The sequence below is a fragment of the Aeromonas sp. FDAARGOS 1416 genome (assembly GCF_019048085.1).
GTDB classification, from domain to species: domain Bacteria; phylum Pseudomonadota; class Gammaproteobacteria; order Enterobacterales; family Aeromonadaceae; genus Aeromonas; species Aeromonas veronii.
Genome location: NZ_CP077301.1, coordinates 2,543,538 through 2,562,469, shown reverse-complemented (window position 1 = coordinate 2,562,469; position 18,932 = coordinate 2,543,538). Strand labels below are relative to the sequence as shown.

Below are 18,932 nucleotides of genomic sequence, written 5' to 3'. Positions count from 1 at the left end.
CCATAAGGTGGAGTGGCACTGATGCAGATCCAGCAGGCCCGCGCCCATATCATGACTGTGTTGGCTGAGGGGGAGTCCCCCCGCGCCGATGCCGATGTACTGCTCTGTCATCTGCTCGGGTGTCGTCGCAGCTATCTGATGACCTGGCCCGAACATGAGCTGGATGCCGCCCAGCAGGCCACCCTGCAGACGTGGCTGGCTCGTCGTCTCAACGGCGAACCCATCGCCCATCTGGTGGGCGAGCGGGAGTTCTGGTCGCTGCCCCTCAAGGTGAGCCCGGCGACCCTGATCCCGCGCCCCGATACCGAGGTGCTGGTCGAGCAGGCGCTGACCAGAATCCCGCAAGGGCCGTGCGCCGTGCTGGATCTGGGCACTGGCACCGGCGCCATCGCGCTGGCGCTCAAGTCCGAGCGGCCCGAGCTCGATGTGTGGGCGGTGGATCGGATGGCCGATGCCGCGGCGCTGGCCCGCGAGAACAGCGCCGCACTGGGGTTACCCATCGAGGTGCGCGACGGTAGCTGGTTCGAGCCCCTTGGCGAGCCGGATCGCGACGAAACGCCACGTTTTGCGGTGATTGTCTCCAATCCCCCCTATATTGATGGCGCCGATCCCCATCTCGAGCAGGGTGACGTGCGCTTTGAACCCCGCTCGGCGCTGGTTGCCGATGACGCCGGGCTGGCTGATATCCGCCACATCGTGGCCCACGCCCCCGCTTATCTGCTGACCGATGGCTGGTTGCTGCTGGAGCATGGCTGGGATCAGGGGGAGGCGGTGCGTCAGTTGCTGCGTGATGGCGGCTACCGCGAGGTAGCCACGGTGCGCGATTACGGGGATAACGACAGGGTGACGCTGGGCCTCTGCCCGCTGCGCTGACGGTTCCTCACTGTTACACGGCGGGTTGCCTGTGCGCCCCCATGCAAGGATTGAATATGGTTTTTGTGCTCAAACACCTGCACCTCACCCTGATTGCCGGGGCCGTGCTGATGTTTATGCTCCGCTTCTACTGGGTACAGACTGCCACTGGCCGAGCCTATAGCGCGCCGGTGATGAAGGTCAGCGGCTGGCTCAACGGTCTGGTGGTGCTCTCCGGCGTATTGCTCTGCATGGTGCTGGATCTCAACCCGCTCAATAACGGAACGCCCTGGCTCAGCGAGAAGCTGATGGCCATTCTGGTGCTGGTATTTCTGGCGGCGATGGCGCTGCGGCTGGCCAAAAGCAATCTGGTGCGCTGGTGCTCCTTTCTGGGGGCGCTCGGCTGGATCTACTTTATTGCCAAGTTGGCAGTGCTCAAACAGACGAGTGTGTTCGGCTAAGGCATGAAGAGAATGTTACACATAGACGAATGGACCGATTTCGAAGCCCACGACATCACCGAGCTGGCGTTGTCAGTTAGCGACGAGATTTATGGCTCGGTCGAGGAGGGGATGCGCGAGTTGAACCTGCTGGACGAGTGGCTGGACGAGCAGATCGAAGAGGGCACCTGCGACGAGGTGCGCCAGCAGTTGCTGCAAGGCTTCTACCACAGCCTCGGTTTTCATGGCGACTGGCAGGACTATTTCTCTGCCAACAACTGCGATCTCAATCAGGTGCTGGTGCAGCGCAAGGGGATCCCGGTCAGTCTCGGCATTCTCATCATCCAGCTTGGGCGCAAGCTCGGGCTTGATGTGGAGGGGATCTGCTTCCCCGGCCACTTCCTGGTGAGCTTTGCCGGTGGCGAGGGGGAGGTCTATGTCGACCCCTTTACCGGCGACGAGCTGAGTCTGGCCCGCATCGAGCTGCTGCTGCGCGGTGCGCTGGGGGACTTGGCGACCTTGACCCCCGACTACCTGCAGCCCTCCGGCCAGTGGGAGATCATCGAACGGCTGCTCAACGTCAGCAAGGGGGCCCTGCTGCGGGAAGATCGCATGCCCGAGGCACTACGCTGCAGCGAGTTGTTGCTGCGGATGAAGCCTGGCGATCCGCTCGAGACGCGGGATCGCGGCTTTATCTACGAGCAGCTCGACTGCCCGCGCCAGGCCGCCGACGATTTTGAATATTTTATTGAACAATGCCCGGACGATCCGGTCGCCGATGTGCTGAAAGTGCAGCTGGCCGCGCTGGATCTGAGCCCCAAGCCCCTCCATTAAGGGCGGCTTGAAACTGAAACAGAAGAATATCAAGGCCGCTGCGTCCGGTCGCAACGGAGTAACTTGGCTTCAGGCCCTTTTATTTAGGATGTCTTGGAGTTGAAACAGAAGAATATCAAGGCCGCTGCGCTCGGCTGCAACGGAGTAACTTGGCTTCAGGCCCTTTTATTAAGGATGTCTTAGATGGAACAGAAGAATATCAAGATCAACCAGATCGACGTTGCCAATGACAAACCCTTCGTGCTGTTTGGTGGCATGAACGTGCTGGAATCCCGCGACATGGCGATGGCAGTGTGCGAGAAGTACGTGGAAGTGACCAGCAAGCTGGGCATCCCGTTTGTCTTCAAGGCGAGCTGGGACAAGGCCAACCGCTCCTCCATCCACTCTTACCGCGGTCCGGGTCTGGAAGAGGGGATGAAGATTTTCCAGGAGCTGAAAGCGACCTTCGGCATGCCGGTCATCTCCGATCTGCACGAACCCCATCAGGCCAAGCCGGTCGCCGAGGTGGTTGACGTTATCCAGCTGCCCGCTTTCCTGGCGCGCCAGACCGATCTGGTGGAAGCCATGGCCCGCACCGGCAACGTTATCAACATCAAGAAGCCGCAGTTCCTCAGCCCAAGCCAGATGAAGAACATCACCGACAAGTTCGAGGAGTGCGGCAACGATCAGCTGATCCTGTGTGAGCGCGGTGCCAATTTCGGCTACGACAACCTGGTGGTGGACATGCTGGGTCTGGGCGTGATGAAGAAGAGCACCGGTGGCTATCCGGTGATCTTTGACGTGACCCACTCCCTGCAGTGCCGTGATCCGCTGGGTGCCGCCTCCGGTGGCCGTCGCGAGCAGGTGACCGAGCTGGCGCGCGCCGGCATGGCGGTCGGTCTGGCCGGTCTCTTTATCGAGTCCCACCCGGATCCGAAAATTGCCCGCTGCGATGGCCCGAGCGCCCTGCCGCTGGAGAAGCTGGAAGGCTTCCTCAAACAGATGAAGGCCATCGATGACCTGATCAAGGGCTTCGAACCCCTCGATACCTCGGCCTGATCCCGACGCTGTCATGCCTGATGAAAATGCCCCGCAATGCGGGGCATTTTTTGATAAGGATGCGGTGACAAGCACGCATAAAAAAACGGCCGATTGGCCGTTTTTTTGTGCCGATACAGCGAGTATCAGCTCTTCACTGCAGGGCGCTGATTACAGGCTCTGGGTGAAAGTACGGGTAACCACGTCACGCTGCTGTTCCGGGGTCAGGGCGTTGAAACGCACTGCGTAGCCAGACACACGGATGGTCAGCTGCGGGTACTTCTCCGGGTTTTCGATAGCATCTTCCAGAGTTTCGCGACGCAGCACGTTGACGTTCAGGTGCTGGCCACCTTCAACAGCAGGTTCAGCCTGAACCGGCAGTTCGCGGTATTCGAACTGACCCAGGTCAGCCAGTTGCACTTCTTGATCAGCAGCGAAAGCATCGCCTTTGACGCAGATGCAGCGAGCTTGTTGCTTCTCTTCGTCCAGCAGCCAGAAAGAGTTCAGCAGAGCGGTGTTGGCGGCCTGGGTGATTTGAATGCCTTTGATCATGGTATGACTCCTCAATGGGAACGCGAATCCAACTGTAAGGAAATTACCCTGATGTATTTAAGCTACCGTCGATGGCGATGACTTAAAGGGCCCTTGCCTTACACCTTTTCTTTGATGGGGTCATATATACCACGGTGGTAATATTACCAAAATTGATCCAGATCAAGAAAATCCAACAAAGCGCCATTTCAATGGGATTAAATTCTTGAGTTGAATCAAAAATAGGTCATTTTTCTGATTTTGTAAGATATCCAAATTATGCATCTTTTATCTCGTCAATCTAGTAATTTAACTACATCTTTTCGGCTTTTTCTGAGGTTAATTGAGGGGTTGGCTACACTCAGCAAAAAAAACGAGGAGAGTGCCGGGTGAATAATGGGTGGCGAAAGTGGGTATGGCTCGCCCTGTGCTGTTGCTGGGCAAGCAGTGTTGCGGTGCGGGCCGAGACGGTGCGTATTGCTGTGGGCGAGTGGCCGCCCTATATCAGTGAGTCGTTGCCCAATCAGGGCTTTCTCTGTGAGGTGGTGCGCCAGGCCTTTGCCGAAGAGGGGCTCGATGTCAGCTTTCACTTCTATTCCTGGGCCGAGGCTTACCGACTGACTCTGGAGGGGCGCTATGTGGTCACCATGCCCTGGTTTCGCTCCCGCGAGCGGGAGCAGCTTTTCTATCTCTCCGCCTCGCTCGGCCATTTCACCACTCGCCTGATGACGCTGACCGGTACGCCCGCGGTCAATCTGGGTGAGCTGAAACACGAGCCGGTCGGGGTGACTCGTGGCTACTTCTATGGCGATGGTTTTGCCGCTCGCCAAGCCGGGCTCACCCTCGAGTGGTCAGATTCCGATGAGGAGAGCATGGGCAAGCTGCTTGACGGGCGGATCCACTATCTGGTGATGGATGAGCAGGTGGCACAGACTCTGTTCCAGCAGGCGCTCGTTCGTCATCCCCAATCGCTGTCACTGACCGGTGCCGCCGACCCCATCTGGTCGCAACCGGGATACCTGCTGATGCGCAAGGCAGATCCCGAGGCGCGCCGTCTGATGCTGCTGTTCAATACCGGCCTGCTCAAGCTGGAGCGCTCGGGGCGCCTAGCCAGGCTCTGGAAAGCGTGAGCCACGGTTGCGTCTTGCGGGCTGGCCCCCTATCCTGATCCCTTCGCCGTATCAAGTGAGGAGGCCGGGGTGCTGACCTGGAGTGATGTGATTGGCTCTGAGAAAGAGCAGGACTATTTCAAGAGTACGCTGGCAACTGTCAGAGCCGAGCGGGAAGCGGGCAAGGTGATCTACCCGCCAGCCACCGATGTGTTCAATGCCTTCAAGCTGACCGAGCTGGATCAGGTCAAGGTGGTGATCCTGGGGCAGGATCCCTACCACGGCCCCAATCAGGCGCACGGGCTCTGCTTCTCCGTTCTGCCCGGCGTGCGTACGCCTCCCTCACTGGTCAACATCTATAAAGAGATGCAGCGTGACCTGCCAGGTTTCGTCACACCCAATCACGGCTTTCTCGAATCCTGGGCCAAACAAGGTGTCTTGCTGCTCAACACTGTGCTGACGGTGCAGGCCGGTCAGGCCCATTCCCACGCCCATCTGGGATGGGAGACCTTTACCGATCGGGTCATCGAACAGATCAATGCCAGCTGTCAGGGCGTGGTGTTCCTGCTGTGGGGGGCACATGCCCAGAAGAAGGGACGTTTCATCGACCGCCAGCGACACTATGTGCTGACCGCGCCGCACCCGAGCCCACTATCTGCCCACCGCGGTTTCATCGGTTGCGGCCACTTTAGCGAGACCAATCGCTTGCTGGAACAACAGGGCAAGAGTCCGATAGAGTGGAAATCTGTCTGCATCCCACTTGATTGAGTGCAAAGTTCGGGCGACAAATGACCGTATACTCAGGGACATGAGATTAATTCAGAGCCAAGGAGTGCCCATGTTATCCAGTCTGCACAAGGACCATCTCAACATCGCCCGACTTTTGGAGCTGCTCAAGCACAAGCTGGCAGCCATCCGTGCCGAAGAGCCCATCAGCTATTTTCTGGTGCGCGATGTCATCGACTACCTACGGGAGGTCTCTGACAAGTACCATCATCCCAAGGAAGATCTCATCTATGACTACTACCTGAAATATCGGGTGGTGGAGGGTGAGGTCGCCAACCGCCTGCAGGAGGAGCACGTCAAGCTGCTGGAGGCCGGGGCCGATCTCAAGGAGATGGTGGAGATGATCCTGATGGATGCGGTGATTCCGCTCGATCAGTTCACTACCAAGCTGGAGCGCTTCGTGGAGCTGCAAGAGGCGCACATGAACTACGAAGAGGGGGTGATCTTCCCCCATCTGCGTGACTCCCTGACCGAGGATGACTGGCGTCATCTGGAGCAAAACTGGCAGAACCGCGCCATTGGCGACCCCCTGTTCGGGGCTGAGGTGAGTCAGCACTTCCAGGCTCTGGCCAAACGCCTCTCTCTGCCGCTCACGACCGGCTAAGACGAGCCCGAACCCGCAGCGTGGCGGGTATTGTGTGAGTGCAACTTGAGTGAAAACAGAAAGGCCTCCATCCGGAGGCCTTTTGCATGGTGGAGCAAGCTTACGCCTGTGGTTTCAGGAAGTTGCGATAGAGCATATAGAGGTGGGCCGAGCTCCAGCTGAAGTTGCTTGCCCCCTGCATGGCGCCGGTCTCCGGATTGTAGTTTTCGCGGATGGGGCCGCTGCCCGCCAAGCCCTCTGCGTTGTTGAACAGCTTGTTGACCAGAGCCTCGGCATCGCTGCGGTAGCCGTAGTTCTCCAGCCCCTTCACCCCGAAGTAGAACTGATCGAGCCATACCCGGCCGCGCCAGTAGATATTGGGGTCGTAGGCCGGGTTGGTCAGCGCGGCTGTGCCCAGCGGAATCTTTGTGTTGAACTCCTGGGCGTTGAGCATGACCTCGCGCACCCGCGCCGCTTTCTCCTTGTCGGCGACCTCTGCCCAGAGCGGGCTCCACCCTTCCGGGCCACGGCCGCGGGCGGTCAGCAATTTGCCGACGCAGCCGTTGCCGTCAGCCACATCCCCCTGAGCAATCTGACGATCGTAATAGAAGCCTGACGCCTCATCGAACATGCAGCTGTTGATGTAACCAGCCAGCTGGGCCGCGCCATCGCGGTAGCGGCTCGCGTCGTTCGGCTTGCCAAGCAGGTCGGCCATGTCTGCCAGAATGCGTTTCTCTTTGGCGAGGAAGGCGTTGAGCTCCACTGACTCCTGATCGATGGAGAAACCGATCAAATCTCCATTGTCCTGATGGTTTTCAAAGAAGGCGACGTTCCAGTCCTGACGTGCCTTGGCCAAATCTCCGCCATAAATCTTGTCGGCATAGCGTTGCAGCTGGCCCGGTTCGATAAAGCCGAAGCGGGCGGCGTTGTCCATGCCTGACTCCCAACCGGCGCCGTGCTGGGCACCGATATCCATGTCGCTGTAACCGCCCACGTTCAACACCTGTTGATAGAGCGGCATACCGGCGCAGGCATACCAGCCATCCCCCTCACTGGTACAGCTGGAGAGATCCAGCCCGGCGGGAATACCGTTGGAGTACTGCACCTTGAAGGTGATATTGCCGTACTCGTCATTGTGCTCCACATGCTTGGTGGCGCCATATTCGATGATGCCGTTGCGGTTGTTGTCCCGCGCGCGGTACCACCAGTCGTGGTAGGCCTGCAGCTTGGGATACATCTCGGCGATAAAGGCCTTGTCCTTGGTGGCGCTGTAGATTTCCCAGATGGCCCAGGCGGAAAGGGGCGGCTTGGTATCGCGCTCGTTCCAGTTGCCGCCATCGCCACCGCGATCCGCCAGCTTGTTGTAGAAGACGGCGTCGATCACCATGCCCGCATCCTGCGGTCGCACCGGATCATCCGGCTGTACCTGATAGTCATACATGGCGCGCACGTTGTTCTTGGCTACCTCCGGGTTGAAGTGTGCCATGGCATAGGCGTGCTTCCAGCTGTCCCAGGCCCAGACGCCGTCGAACCAGCGGGCGGTATTGGAGGGGGTTACCCCGTCGTGGAGGATGGCGCCAGCCGGGGAGCGCCAGTTGCCGTTGAGGGTCTCCATCGCCTTGACGGCGATGCGACGCTCCGACTCGGGGATCCCCTGATTGGAGAGACCCTTGGCAAGGTAGCTCTCCCAGCGGCGGATGGAGTCGGCAAAATAGCTGGCCGGGTTGGCCAGCAGGGCTTGACGGCTCTGCTGATGGCGGCTGGCGTCATCTGCGGAGTGGAGATAGCTCTGCAGGGTGTAGATATCTTCGCTTCCCTTGGCGGCCAGGGTAATGCTGGCGTCGCTTTGGTAGCCCAGTGTCTTCTGGTCGAGGGTGGTGCGACTTGGCAGGGTGCGGTCGATGCGATAGCGGGCGCTGCCGCTCTGCATGATGTTCCAGGTGCTGCGCAGTTTGCCGAACTGGAATTCGATTCCTTTGTCGCTCTCGCTGATGGTGCGGGTCCAGTCTGGATATTTGCTGGCAATCGTATCCTTGGCATCCCATTGATTGAGCAATTCGCCCTGCCAGTTGAGGTTGAGGGTGAGCGGGGTATCGGTCTGGTTGATGAGTCGGGTGCGGATAAGGGCGGTGCGGGTATCGCCATAACGCAGCTCCAGCTCCAGCGTGAAGGGCTCGAACTCGAAGCGTTGCACCAGCGCACCGGGAATGGCGTACACCTCCTGCTTGCGGGCGCTGGTGAGCGGGAACGGGCAGCCGCTCGCATCGCTCAGGGTGAGCTTGTCCAGCTCGCTGGCAAAGAAGAGGCTGTACTCCTCGGAGATGACCATGGGGCCGGTAAAGCCCCCCCACTCCTTGTCGCTGGCAGGCAGCAGGAAACCGTGCCATGCCCCCAGATCGAGCAGCGGGTTGTATTTGAGGTTGGAGTAGCTGTCAAAGTCGCGGAATTGGGTTGGTGTTCCCCGACGGTCGATCACGTCCTTGTACTGGATGGCCTGCTCCGGTTTGGCGACTGTGCAGCTCTCTGTCTGGTTATCGTTGCAGGCGGTCAGTCCGAACAGGGCGGTGCCTAGGGCTACCGAGAGTAAAGTTTTACGAAACATTTCTCGCTCCAATTCCGTTTATGTAGGTTAAAAGGAAGATTTTTTACGCTTATTTTTAGTGAAAAGGTGTTCGGTAGCCATTGTATGGCAAGGGGAAAGGGAGCGTTGGCGCGAGATCACACTCTGAAGAGGCGGCAATGTGAGCGGGATCACCGGGTTACATCAGGTTACATAGAATGGCCTTTAAGTAATATTTTACTTTTCGTTGCTCGCCAATCTGGCAGGACAGGTGTGCAGGTATTGGTGGGGCGTCAGGCCAAACTCCTGTTTGAAGCGGGCGGCAAAGCGGCTGGGGGAGTCATAACCGCAGGCGAGGGCGACCTCCAGCGGGGTCAGGCCCTGTTGCAACAGATTGAGGGCGTGACTCATGCGCACCTGAGCCAGCAACTGGCGAAAGCTGCGACCTTCGGCGGCCAGCTTGCGCACCATGGAGGCGCGGCTCATGGAGAAGTGGGGGGCCACTGCCTCCAGGGTGTGGTCCATGCCGGGTTCCACCGCCAGGTAGCGTGCCAGCCGCTCTGCGAGGGTCATGGTGCTGGCGGGAAAGAGCAACCCGAGGGCGTTGGCGGCCCGTAGCTCGGCATAGAAACCGCGCAGCAGTTCGGCCTGGGTTGCTTCGCTCAGTCCCCGTTCGGCCATGGTGCTGATGAGCTCAAAGCAGAAGGCGAGCCCGGGGGTGATCTTGACGGCGGGTTCCTCCAGGTCGGCGTGGGAAGGGGCTGACTCGGCCAGCCACTCCGGCGGTGGTGGGGTCAGCAGCGTGATGGCGTGGGAGCGAAACTTGCCCTGCTCCGGCTGATTGACGAAGGTGAGCTGGTGGCCTGCCGGGATCAGCAGCCACCGCTCCCTGTCAAACGACAGACGTCGCTCGCGCCACCACAGTTGCTTGCTCCCCTGGGTGACCCAGATAAGGGTCGGGGCGTAGATGAGCACCCGGTGCAGGGGCTGCTGGCGGATCCCGAGATAGTGGCTCTGTTGCAGCAGGGAAGTGCTCATCCGGTTGGCTCCTAGGGGGTGACGAAGGTGGCGGTCAGAGTGGCTTTGCCGAGCGCCATGCTGTTGAGCATGTAGCCTACCATAGCGGGCGGGGTATCAGCCTTCACCTCGAGATCATGGGGCAGGGCCCAGGCGGTGAACTGATAGCGGTGCATGCCGTGACCAGCGGGCGGGCAGGGGCCGCCGTAACCCTGGCTGCCAAAGTCGGTGCGGATCTCCAATCCCTGCTTGAGCTTGCCGGAGGCATTGCTGGCCAGCTCGCTCTGGGTGGCAGGCAGGTTCACCACCAACCAGTGCCACCAACCGCTGCCGGTAGGGGCATCGGGGTCATAGGCGGTGATGGCAACACTCTTGGTGCCTGCCGGCAGATCCTGCCAGCTAAGTTGGGGCGAGTGGTTGTCGCCGCTGCAGCCAAAGCCGTTGAAGCTGAACTGTTTGGCCATCAACTGGCCTTCGTGAATGTCCGTGCTCTTCAGGGTCATGGCAAAGGCTGGCATGGCCGTCAGGCAGAGCAGTGGCAACAGGGCACTCTGTTTGAGCAATTTCATCGGGTGACTCCTCGTGTGGTAACTGGTTCACTTTAACGAGGGCAGGGTAGAATGTTATTGCAGAACGGCTCAATGTGAGGTCGATTGGTGAGTTAATTGAGCCTTTGAGTGGTTTTATGGCAAGAAGGTAAACGGCAGCCATAAAAAAACCGGCATCAGGGATGCCGGTTTTTTGTTTGACGATGAGAAATGCGGCTTAGCGCAGGATCATCTCGTCACGGCCCGGGCCGACGGAAACCATCGGAACCGGTACGCCGAGCAGCTCTTCGATACGCAGCACGTACTGCTGGGCAGCGCGCGGCAGCTCTTCAAAGGTGCGGCAGCCGGTGATGTCTTCGCTCCAGCTTTCCATCTGCTCGTAAACCGGCTTCAGGGCAGCGGTTTGCGGCCAAATCGGGTTCTCGGTGTGGGCACCTTCGTAGGCCACGCAGATCTTCAGGTCCGGCAGGCCGGTCAGGCAGTCCAGCTTGGTCAGTGCCACTTCGGTGGCGGCTTGCAGCTCGACACCGTTCTTGGTGGCGACGGCGTCGAAGTAACCGACATCACGGGGACGGCCGGTGGTAGCGCCGAACTCATTGGTGATCTTGCGGAACTCGTCCTGGTTCTCCATGGCGGTCAGCAGGGTGCCGGTACCGACAGAGGAGCTGAATGCCTTGGCCACAGCGATGACGCGCTCCGGACGCAGACCCGGCAGACCGCCACCGATACCGGCGTAGGCGCCAGATACGTGGGAGGAGGTCACCCAGGGGTATTCGCCGTAGATCAGGTCACGGCCAGCGCCCAGCTGGGCTTCGAACAGCAGGGTCTTGCCTTCAGCCTGCAGCGCTTTGAGCGGCATGCTGACGTTGCACACTGCGTCGATCCAGGGTGCAGAGACTTCCAGCAGCCAGTCGGCCATTTCCTGGGCAGTCTGGGTGAATTCGAAGGAGGGGTAGATAGCCTTCATCTGCGGCAGTTTCCAGTCCAGCATGAACTGGATGCGCTCGACCAGCACGTCCGGCTGTTTCAGCCAGCCGACCAGGATCGCTTTCTTCATCACGCGATCGCCGTAGGCAGGAGCGATGCCCTGACGGGTGGAGCCATAGGCGCCGTCACCCAGACGTTGCTCTTCCAGGGTATCTTCCAGTGCGTGCAGCGGCAGGCAGAGGGTTGCGCGGTCAGAGATGGCCAGCTTCGGAGTCACGCCGGAGGCTTTGACTTCCTCGAGCTCGACGGTCAGTTTCTCGGGGCTGATCACCATGCCCGGGCCGAGGACAACCAGGCAATCCGGGTTGAATACGCCACTCGGAACCTGGTGCAGCTTGAAGGTGCCAAGGTCGTTGACCACGGTGTGGCCAGCGTTGTTGCCGCCCTGGAAGCGAATGCTGGCGCCAGCTTGACCTGCCAGATAATCCACGATGCGGCCTTTGCCTTCATCACCCCAGTTAGCACCTACGACTACGATAGACGACATGACTCTTTCTCCTAAGACGTTAGGCGTCCATCCTAGGAGCCTGATGCGGATTAGAAAAATTAATTATCTTTATAATTCCGATAAGAGAACCATATAATTATGGCCAATTAAGCGGCAAACCGTCCGATTTTGCCTGGCAAGCCCCGCACCTCGCGGGTTGAGGGACTCTTATGCTGGATATTCACTGGCTGCAAACCTTTGTCACCCTGGCCCGATTGCAACATTTTGGCCAGACCGCCACCGAGCTGCACATGACCCAGCCCAATGTCAGCCTGCATATCAAACGGCTGGAGCAGGCGACCCGGGTGCGGCTGATCGAGCGCAGCCCGTTTCGCCTGACGCAGGCGGGGGAGCGGCTGCTGCAAAGCGCCGAGCGCACCATTGCCGAGTTGCAGCTCTGCCAGTCCGATCTCAATGCCCTCAACCAGCTGAGTCAGGGGACGCTGGCCATCGCCGCCAGCGACATCATCTCCCGCCTGCTGCTTATCCAGCCGTTCCAGCGCTTCAAGCGGGAGTTCCCCGGCATCGACCTCACTCTGTTCAACACCACTTCGGATCAGGCCGCCGAGCTGGTCAAGGCGGGCAAGGCGGATCTGGGTTTTGTCATGGCGCAAAAGCGCAGCGAACCGCTCTTCTATACCGAGCTGCAACAGGTAACCTGGTGCGCGCTGGGCCACGGCCTTGCCCGCTGGCAGGCGCGGGCGGTGGCGGGGGAGAGCGACCCCCTCGACGAGCCGACCCTGATCCTGCTCGGTCACGACACCCGCACCCGGGCGCTGATCGACCCGTCCCTGCCGCTGCTGGCCTTGCCCCCCTGCCGCATCATGGAGGTAGGCAGCGTGGACGCCCAGTTGGATTGGGCCGAGGCGGGCTTTGGTGTCGCCATCGTGCCGGACTTCTCCCTGCATCCGCGCCTCAACCTCACCGCGCCGGTCACCAGCCTCGGCGACTTTCCCGGTACCAGTCTGGGCTACGTGGTGCGCCAGAATCAGGTGTTGTCGCGGGCCATCAAGCAGTTGCTGCACTGGGTGGAGGAGGAGATCCAGAAGCCCAACCCCTATCTGACCCGGGTGATGGAGCCGTAGCGGGGCGGCAAGGTGAGCAGGCCTCGGGGTGACTGTGCTGCCATCAATTGCGCCACTATCGAGCGCATATCAATAATCAGGGCAGCCGAGGCTGCCCTGATGCGTTTGTGGGAGCTGACCACTCAGTGCTGCGGCGGTGTGGCTGCACTGGTGGCAGGGGCGGGAGGCGTGTCGGTTTTATCCTGCGGTGGGGTTTCGTCAGCAACTGCGCTGCTGGCAGGATGGTTTGCCTGTTCTTGCTGCGCGGTGGCCGCAGAGACGCTTTGTGGCCACTGAGTCGAAGCGGCAGCCGATGGTGGTGGAACCGTTGACGCTGCGGCAGAAGGAGCCACTCTTTCCCCCTCGGTGGTCGGCGTAGCAGTGAGCTCGGGGGTGACCTCGAGCGCCTCTTCGGGCAAGGGATTAACCTCTGTGGCTTCTGTGGCTTCTGTGGCCACTGCGGCACTGCTGGTGGTGGTCGCGTCAGAGGGCGCTTCAAGGGGCGCAGTTGTCCCGTTGGCGGCACTCACCTGCTCTGCCGTTGGTGCCGCCTCCGAGGCCGATGGCGCTGGTGTTAACGGCTCTAGTGTCAGCTGTTCCGCGGTTAACTGCTCGGGGGTCAGTGGCAAGGGGGCTGGCGGTTGATCCGACATCCCAGCATGGAGGGGCAGCTCGGTTTGCGCCTGCAACTGCTCGGGGGTCACCTTGCTCAGGGCGGGATGCAGCCGACTGAACTGTTTGACCCGGGCCAGCAGGGTATCGCGCACGGTTCGGACGATGGGGTCCGGCAGGCTGGCCAGCGCCACCAGTTCGGCACTCATCCCGATATTGTTGATGGCGGTGGTCTGCCCCGGATAGAGGTTGGCAGCGATGCGGCTGCGCTGGTAATAGGGGTGTTGCTTGAGCAGCGTGTCGATCTGCTCCCCTTCGATGGGGATGAGGCGCACCTTGCAGCGGCTGATCAGATCGCCGACCGCCAGACTGGGGTGACCGGCAACCACAAACGCGGCATCCAGCGAGCCATCGCACAGCCCTTCCAGCGGTTCGCTGTCCGATTTGAGCTCATAGGCAGCAAACTGCCCGGGTTGCCATCCCATGGCTGCCATCAGGGCCTGACTGGTGATCTGCTCACCGGCTCCGTTGTTGCCCGGATAGACCCGTTTCCCTTCGATATCTGCCAGGGTGGTGATGCCGCTATTGGGGGCGGCCAGCAGGGTTAACGATTCCTGATAGAGGCGAAACAGGCTGCGCAGCTCATTGTTGGCACCCTGCCCGCTGAAGGGGCCGGTGCCGTGCAGGGCGTGGTGCAACACATCGGACTGCACCAGCGCCAGCTGTACGTCCCCCTTGTCGAGTGCCTTGAGGTTGGCCATCGAGCCACGGGTGCTCTGCACGGTGCAGCTGTCCCCATGCAGGGCATGGCCGGCATTGAGCACCCGACAGATGGCGCCACCGGTCGGGTAGTAGACCCCATTGAGCGGGCCTGTTCCGATAGTCAGCGCCTGGCTGCCAAAGGGGAGCAGCGCAGAGAGTGCACAGAGGGGGAGCAGAAGGTGATGCAAGATCCGTAGAGACATAATTGACCGTTGACTGAGTTGACCGCTGGCTGATGACACAGGGTAAAAGGGATGGGGCTTGCCCATCCCGTTGCTGGCTGATCAGGGCTTGCTGTGGTTGAGGATTGCCCGCTCCATCCGCGCCAGCGCGTCGGTCAGCCGTGCCCTGGTGCAGCCGAAGTTGAGTCGCACGAACTGGCCGTCGCCAAACTGGGCACCGGGGGAGAGACCAACGCCGGCCTGCTCGAAGAAGGCGATGGGATCGGCAAGGCCAAGGGCGCTCACATCGATCCAGGCCAGATACGTCGCCTGATGACTGGCCAGCTTGATGCCGGGCCAGCGAGCCACCGCTTGCTGGATCAGGGCCAGATTGGCCGCCAGATAGTCGAGTTGCTCGGTCAGCCACTGTTCGCCACCCTCATAGGCCGCTTCGGCGGCGACAAAGCCCAGCAGGTTGACGTCGGCGCTGATGCCGCGCATCGCCTGTTGCAGCCTGAAGCGCAGACGGGCGTTGGGGATAATGGCGAAGGAGCAGCAGAGACCGGCGATATTGAAGGTCTTGCTCGGGGCCATCATCACCGCGCAGCGTTCGGCCGCTTGCGCACTGATGGCGCCGTAGGGAATGTGGCGGGCGTTTTTATCCAGCAGCAGATCGCAGTGGATTTCATCGGAGCAGATCACCAGATTGTGGCGCGCGGCGATGGCATCGATGGCCAGCAGCTCGTCACGGGTGAAGATGGTGCCGCCCGGGTTGTGGGGGTTGCAGAGCAGCAGAAGATCTGCGGCGGGGGCCTGACGCTCAAGCTCTGCCAGATCCAGCACCCAGCGACCGGCGTCTTCAATCATCGGCACGGTAAGCAGGGGACGATCATTGAAGCCCGGCGCCTGCAGGAAGGGGTAATAGACCGGCTTGGGGGTGATGATACCGCGGCCATGCTGGCTCCACGCCTTGCAGGCAAGGTTGAGCCCCGGCACCACGCCGGGCAGGAACACCAGCCATTCGGGCTCGATGGCCCAGCCATAGCGGGTCGCCATCCGTTCGATAATGAGTTCGATCAGGCGCGGCGAGGGGCGTGAATAGCCGAAAATGCCGTGGACAACTCGTTTGGTCAACGCCTCGATCACGGACGGGGGGGAGACAAAGTCGGTATCGGCAACCCACATGGGCAGCACATCCTGACCCTTGTACTTGTCCCATTTCAGGCTCATGGTGCCACTGCGGTCTACTTCCTGATCAAAATCAAACATGCGAACTCCTTGTGCTGGCAGGATGGGCTTTCACTCTACGGGGTCGCGGCCTCCCTCGCAAGGCGCACGCCCGCTTATGCCATCCTTGAGCCCGCTCTTGATAGTGACATAAGATAGGCGCCGAATTTTCATACGGCTGCCGCCCGTTAGCCCGTATCGTCCTTCCAATCAGTGGTAACCCTATGAGCTTGTCGATAGCGGCGGTCAAACGCCTGGACCCCGTCTCTCTTTCATTTCTTGCCGTGACCTTTATGACCGGCGTCGCGGTGGCACTGCAGGTGCCTACCTTAAGTCTGTTTCTGGCCGAGGAGGTGCAGGTGCGCCCCTTTCTGGTCGGGCTCTTCTATACCATCAATGCGGTGGTGGGCATTTTGGTCAGCCAGTGGCTGGGCCACCGCTCCGACAACAAGGGGGATCGCAAGCGACTGATCTTGCGCTGCTGTTTTGCCGGGGTGGCGCTCTCCTTGCTGTTTGCCTGGAACCGTAACTATTGGCTGCTGGCGAGTCTGGGGGTGATGCTGGCGGCGCTGGCGGCCACGGCCAGTCCCCAGCTGTTTGCGCTGGCGCGGGAGTATTCTGACAGCCGCAACCGGCGGGCGGACATGTTCAGCTCGGTGATGCGGGCCCAGTTTTCGCTGGCCTGGGTCATAGGTCCGCCCATCGCCTTCGCGCTGGCCATCGGCTACGGTTTCGAGCTGATGTACCTGGCCTCGGCACTGGCCTACCTGCTCTGTGCGCTGGTGGTGTGGCGCTGGCTGCCCTCTCTGCCACTGCCCAAGCAGGCTGAAGAGAGCGAGCGGGTCAGCAGCTGGCGGGATCCGGCGGTGCGGGCGCTCTTTATCGCCTCCACCCTGATGTGGACCTGCAACAGCATGTACCTCATTAATATGCCGCTCTACATCACCCGGGAACTGGGGATGGATGAGAAGCTTGCCGGGATCCTGATGGGCACGGCGGCGGCGCTGGAGATCCCCTTCATGCTGCTGGCGGGTTACTACACGGCTCGCTTTGGCAAGCGCCCCATGATGTTGCTGGCGGTGCTGGCTGGCGCGGCCTTTTACACAGGTCTGGTGACCCTCACCGACCAATACGCCCTGATCGCCTTGCAGCTGTTCAACGCCATCTTCATCGGTATCGTGGCGGGGATCGGCATGTCTTACTTTCAGGATCTGATGCCGGGGCGAGCCGGGGTGGCGACTACCCTGTTTGCCAACAGCATCCGCACCGGCTCCATCATGGCGGGGGCCATCGCCGGTGTGGTGGCGGAGGTGTGGAGTTTCCACGGGGTCTTTATGGTGGCGTTGGGATTGGCACTGGTGGCACTGGCCGCCAGCTGGCGGGTGCCCAACGTCTGACGGGGGCTGGCTGTTATTTGTCGTGCCGGGGCTGGGCGTGCGGGAGCGGCGATGACTCGCCCTGATACTCGTTGCGCAGGCAGCGCAGCAGCAGCTCGGTCGCAGGGCCGAGAGATTCGGGGGAGAGGGTCAGCAGGTAGGTGTAGAGGTGGCGCTCGTTGCCGCTCTCCAGATCCAGCTGTATGAGTGAACCTTCCGCGAGCTCCCGCTCTACCAGATGGCGCGGCAGCCAGGCATAGCCGAGGCCGAGGCGCAGCATGGCGAGCACTTCGTGGTAGTGGGTCGCCTTCCAGCCGGTGTCATCCGCATCGTTCCAGTCCACCGAGCGGTGAATGGGGGGATGGAGGCTGATCTGGTTGTGGCCGGTCAGCACATCGCTGCGGATCGCTCCCTCCTCCTGTGCCAGCGGATGGCTGGCGGCGCAGAGAGGCAGCAGGCATACCTCGTCCAGCAACAGGCCGGTGCGATCGCCGGGCAGGTGCTCGGAGAGCATCAGGTCCCCCGGTTGCAGGGCGTTGAAGTGGCAGTGAATGCGTTCGTGCAGGTTGACCCGGCAACCCCGGCTGCGGGGATAGAAGCTGGCCAAGGCCCGATAGAGGCGATCCCTTGGTTGCAGCGCCGAGACATAGAGGTTGATCTGCGGCTCCCACTGCCGCTCCAGGTTGTTGGCCAGATTCTCCAGCTCCTCCACCTGCTGGCTCAGCTGACGGGCACGCTTGAGGAAGATCTCGCCCGCCGGGGTCAGCACCGCCTTGCGGCCGCGCACCTCCAGCAAGGGCACCCCCAGACTTTGCTGCAACTTCGCAACCGCATGATTGAGGGAGGACTGGCTCTTGTTCAGCGCCTCGGCCGCCTGGGCGTAGCCGCCGCAGTCGACCACCGCCTGAAAGATCCGCCATTGCTCAAACGTGCTCTTGGGACGAAACATAGTTCAACCTGATTGGAGATAGGATGGTCAGTGGTTCGAACAGGGAGCCTGTGCCCCCTATTCAATTTAACCCCTGCCGCACAACACTCTGGGTATTTTATTGATTTATTTGGGCTGGGCCACGCAACTTGTTTATTTTGGCTGAGCCACAAAGGTCTGGCCGGTTTTGCCACGGCTGTCCGACCCCATCAGGTAGAGGTAGAGCGGCATCAGATCAGCTGGAGTCTTGAGGTTCATGGGATCTTCCGCCGGGAAGGCGCTGGCGCGCATCTTGGTACGGGTACCGCCCGGGTTTAGGGTATTGACCCGCACACCGGTGTTTTCCAGCTCATCGGCCAGCACTTCCATCATCCCCTCGATGGCAAATTTGGAGATGGCATAGGTGCCCCAGTAGGCGCGCCCCTTGCGCCCCACGCTGGAGGAGGTGTAGACGATGGAGGCATCGCCCTGCGCCTTGGCAGTCTGGCGCAGCAGCGGCAGCAGCGCCTGGGTCAGCAGGAATTCCGATTTGACGTTGACCTGCATCACTTCGTCCCACTCCTTCTCCTGAATATGTTCAAACGGAGAGAGGGTGCCGAGCAGACCGGCGTTGAACAGCACGCCATCGAGGCGGCCAAACTGCTGGGCGAAGGTTTCGGCCATGCCGCGGTAGTGGGCGGCGGTGGCCCCTTTCAGATCCACCGGCACGATGGCGGGCAGCGGATAACCGGCCGCTTCAATCTGGTCATACACGGCTTCGAGTTTGGCGCTGGTGCGGCCGAGCAGGATCACGGTGGCACCGTGAGCGGCGTAGGTGAGGGCGGCTTCGCGGCCGATCCCGTCGCCGGCACCTGTGACCAGAATGACTTTATCCTTGAGCAGATCGCGGGGTGCCTGATAATCGAGCATGACAACTCCTGTTAACAAATTCCGGCCATAAGTGCATGGCAATCGGCACCAAGTGTACTGATCCGCGCGCCTGTTTGACCAGCCAGCGGCAAGAAAAATGTGAAGAAAATAGAGAGGTTGTGATGCTCGGGTTGGTTTTTCC

General features: G+C 60.7%; 18 protein-coding genes. 9 read left to right on the top strand and 9 right to left on the bottom strand.

The genetic code is table 11. From position 1 onward, the window contains the following. Positions 1-21 precede the first annotated feature (21 nt). The 4 genes from prmC to kdsA all read left to right on the top strand — a co-directional run bounded on the left by prmC (position 22) and on the right by kdsA (position 3,164). Positions 22-873, top strand: a complete 852-nt coding sequence (gene prmC, locus I6L46_RS11370; protein WP_216975539.1) for a peptide chain release factor N(5)-glutamine methyltransferase — start codon at positions 22-24, stop codon at positions 871-873. Between the two features lie 56 nt (positions 874-929). Then, on the top strand, positions 930-1,313 hold the full coding sequence (locus I6L46_RS11365) for a SirB2 family protein (protein ID WP_005334939.1): 384 nt from the start codon (positions 930-932) through the stop codon (positions 1,311-1,313). A 12-nt stretch (positions 1,314-1,325) separates the two neighbouring features. Then, positions 1,326-2,126, top strand: a complete 801-nt coding sequence (locus I6L46_RS11360) for a SirB1 family protein (protein ID WP_005334938.1) — start codon at positions 1,326-1,328, stop codon at positions 2,124-2,126. Positions 2,127-2,309: 183 nt separating this feature from the next. Continuing rightward, positions 2,310-3,164 (top strand): 3-deoxy-8-phosphooctulonate synthase, encoded by an 855-nt coding sequence (gene kdsA / locus I6L46_RS11355; RefSeq protein WP_005334937.1) that lies wholly within the window; start codon positions 2,310-2,312, stop codon positions 3,162-3,164. A gap of 150 nt (positions 3,165-3,314) precedes the next feature. Here the strand turns inward: kdsA and grcA are convergent, their stop codons facing one another. After that, positions 3,315-3,695 carry an autonomous glycyl radical cofactor GrcA gene (gene grcA / locus I6L46_RS11350; RefSeq protein WP_005334936.1) on the bottom strand — a complete coding sequence of 127 codons (381 nt, stop codon included), beginning with the start codon at positions 3,693-3,695 and terminating at the stop codon, positions 3,315-3,317. Positions 3,696-4,063: 368 nt separating this feature from the next. Here grcA and I6L46_RS11345 point away from each other — a divergent pair, with 368 nt between their 5' ends. From I6L46_RS11345 to I6L46_RS11335, 3 genes are all read left to right on the top strand, one after another. After that, a complete protein-coding gene (locus I6L46_RS11345; protein ID WP_216975538.1) occupies positions 4,064-4,804 on the top strand; it encodes an ABC transporter substrate-binding protein in 741 nt (246 codons plus the stop codon). Positions 4,805-4,873: 69 nt separating this feature from the next. Beyond that, entirely contained in the window at positions 4,874-5,551 is a 678-nt protein-coding gene (ung, locus tag I6L46_RS11340; protein ID WP_005353881.1) for a uracil-DNA glycosylase, read from the top strand. 70 nt (positions 5,552-5,621) lie between these two features. Next, on the top strand, positions 5,622-6,173 hold the full coding sequence (locus I6L46_RS11335) for a hemerythrin domain-containing protein (protein WP_005353878.1): 552 nt from the start codon (positions 5,622-5,624) through the stop codon (positions 6,171-6,173). Between the two features lie 100 nt (positions 6,174-6,273). On the opposite strand, the gene ygjK is transcribed toward I6L46_RS11335, so the two are convergent. From ygjK to I6L46_RS11315, 4 genes are all read right to left on the bottom strand, one after another. Beyond that, positions 6,274-8,754, bottom strand: coding sequence for an alpha-glucosidase (ygjK, locus tag I6L46_RS11330; RefSeq protein WP_216975537.1), 2,481 nt, complete (start codon positions 8,752-8,754; stop codon positions 6,274-6,276). 195 nt (positions 8,755-8,949) lie between these two features. Beyond that, positions 8,950-9,750, bottom strand: a complete 801-nt coding sequence (locus I6L46_RS11325; protein ID WP_216975535.1) for an AraC family transcriptional regulator — start codon at positions 9,748-9,750, stop codon at positions 8,950-8,952. Between the two features lie 11 nt (positions 9,751-9,761). After that, positions 9,762-10,298: a YbhB/YbcL family Raf kinase inhibitor-like protein gene (locus I6L46_RS11320; RefSeq protein ID WP_069526371.1), complete on the bottom strand. Its 537-nt coding sequence runs from the start codon at positions 10,296-10,298 to the stop codon at positions 9,762-9,764. Between the two features lie 196 nt (positions 10,299-10,494). After that, positions 10,495-11,751: an adenylosuccinate synthetase gene (locus I6L46_RS11315; RefSeq protein ID WP_005347796.1), complete on the bottom strand. Its 1,257-nt coding sequence runs from the start codon at positions 11,749-11,751 to the stop codon at positions 10,495-10,497. Positions 11,752-11,921: 170 nt separating this feature from the next. Between I6L46_RS11315 and I6L46_RS11310 the strand changes: the two genes are divergently transcribed. Next, positions 11,922-12,836, top strand: coding sequence for a LysR family transcriptional regulator (locus I6L46_RS11310; protein WP_005353868.1), 915 nt, complete (start codon positions 11,922-11,924; stop codon positions 12,834-12,836). A gap of 122 nt (positions 12,837-12,958) precedes the next feature. Here the strand turns inward: I6L46_RS11310 and I6L46_RS11305 are convergent, their stop codons facing one another. Both I6L46_RS11305 and I6L46_RS11300 read right to left on the bottom strand, forming a co-directional pair. Beyond that, a complete protein-coding gene (locus I6L46_RS11305; RefSeq protein WP_216975533.1) occupies positions 12,959-14,392 on the bottom strand; it encodes a TAXI family TRAP transporter solute-binding subunit in 1,434 nt (477 codons plus the stop codon). A gap of 81 nt (positions 14,393-14,473) precedes the next feature. Beyond that, the gene (locus tag I6L46_RS11300; protein ID WP_216975531.1) at positions 14,474-15,619 is read right to left on the bottom strand and encodes a MalY/PatB family protein; all 1,146 of its coding nucleotides are present in this window, start codon (positions 15,617-15,619) and stop codon (positions 14,474-14,476) included. 182 nt (positions 15,620-15,801) lie between these two features. Between I6L46_RS11300 and I6L46_RS11295 the strand changes: the two genes are divergently transcribed. Then, entirely contained in the window at positions 15,802-16,974 is a 1,173-nt protein-coding gene (locus tag I6L46_RS11295; RefSeq protein WP_216975529.1) for an MFS transporter, read from the top strand. A gap of 13 nt (positions 16,975-16,987) precedes the next feature. On the opposite strand, the gene I6L46_RS11290 is transcribed toward I6L46_RS11295, so the two are convergent. Then, entirely contained in the window at positions 16,988-17,902 is a 915-nt protein-coding gene (locus tag I6L46_RS11290) for a LysR family transcriptional regulator (RefSeq protein ID WP_216975527.1), read from the bottom strand. 132 nt (positions 17,903-18,034) lie between these two features. Then, a complete protein-coding gene (locus I6L46_RS11285) occupies positions 18,035-18,790 on the bottom strand; it encodes a YciK family oxidoreductase (protein WP_005334909.1) in 756 nt (251 codons plus the stop codon). Between the last annotated feature and the right edge of the window lie 142 nt (positions 18,791-18,932).

What these genes read in the sequence shown, in the direction of transcription:
- prmC (WP_216975539.1), top strand. Translation starts at nt 22, where the DNA reads ATGCAGATCCAGCAGGCCCGCGCCCATATCATGACTGTGTTGGCTGAG.
- I6L46_RS11365 (WP_005334939.1), top strand. Translation starts at nt 930, where the DNA reads ATGGTTTTTGTGCTCAAACACCTGCACCTCACCCTGATTGCCGGGGCC.
- I6L46_RS11360 (WP_005334938.1), top strand. Translation starts at nt 1,326, where the DNA reads ATGTTACACATAGACGAATGGACCGATTTCGAAGCCCACGACATCACC.
- kdsA (WP_005334937.1), top strand. Translation starts at nt 2,310, where the DNA reads ATGGAACAGAAGAATATCAAGATCAACCAGATCGACGTTGCCAATGAC.
- grcA (WP_005334936.1), bottom strand. Translation starts at nt 3,695, where the DNA reads ATGATCAAAGGCATTCAAATCACCCAGGCCGCCAACACCGCTCTGCTG.
- I6L46_RS11335 (WP_005353878.1), top strand. Translation starts at nt 5,622, where the DNA reads ATGTTATCCAGTCTGCACAAGGACCATCTCAACATCGCCCGACTTTTG.
- ygjK (WP_216975537.1), bottom strand. Translation starts at nt 8,754, where the DNA reads ATGTTTCGTAAAACTTTACTCTCGGTAGCCCTAGGCACCGCCCTGTTC.
- I6L46_RS11325 (WP_216975535.1), bottom strand. Translation starts at nt 9,750, where the DNA reads ATGAGCACTTCCCTGCTGCAACAGAGCCACTATCTCGGGATCCGCCAG.
- I6L46_RS11320 (WP_069526371.1), bottom strand. Translation starts at nt 10,298, where the DNA reads ATGAAATTGCTCAAACAGAGTGCCCTGTTGCCACTGCTCTGCCTGACG.
- I6L46_RS11315 (WP_005347796.1), bottom strand. Translation starts at nt 11,751, where the DNA reads ATGTCGTCTATCGTAGTCGTAGGTGCTAACTGGGGTGATGAAGGCAAA.
- I6L46_RS11310 (WP_005353868.1), top strand. Translation starts at nt 11,922, where the DNA reads ATGCTGGATATTCACTGGCTGCAAACCTTTGTCACCCTGGCCCGATTG.
- I6L46_RS11305 (WP_216975533.1), bottom strand. Translation starts at nt 14,392, where the DNA reads ATGTCTCTACGGATCTTGCATCACCTTCTGCTCCCCCTCTGTGCACTC.
- I6L46_RS11300 (WP_216975531.1), bottom strand. Translation starts at nt 15,619, where the DNA reads ATGTTTGATTTTGATCAGGAAGTAGACCGCAGTGGCACCATGAGCCTG.
- I6L46_RS11295 (WP_216975529.1), top strand. Translation starts at nt 15,802, where the DNA reads ATGAGCTTGTCGATAGCGGCGGTCAAACGCCTGGACCCCGTCTCTCTT.
- I6L46_RS11290 (WP_216975527.1), bottom strand. Translation starts at nt 17,902, where the DNA reads ATGTTTCGTCCCAAGAGCACGTTTGAGCAATGGCGGATCTTTCAGGCG.
- I6L46_RS11285 (WP_005334909.1), bottom strand. Translation starts at nt 18,790, where the DNA reads ATGCTCGATTATCAGGCACCCCGCGATCTGCTCAAGGATAAAGTCATT.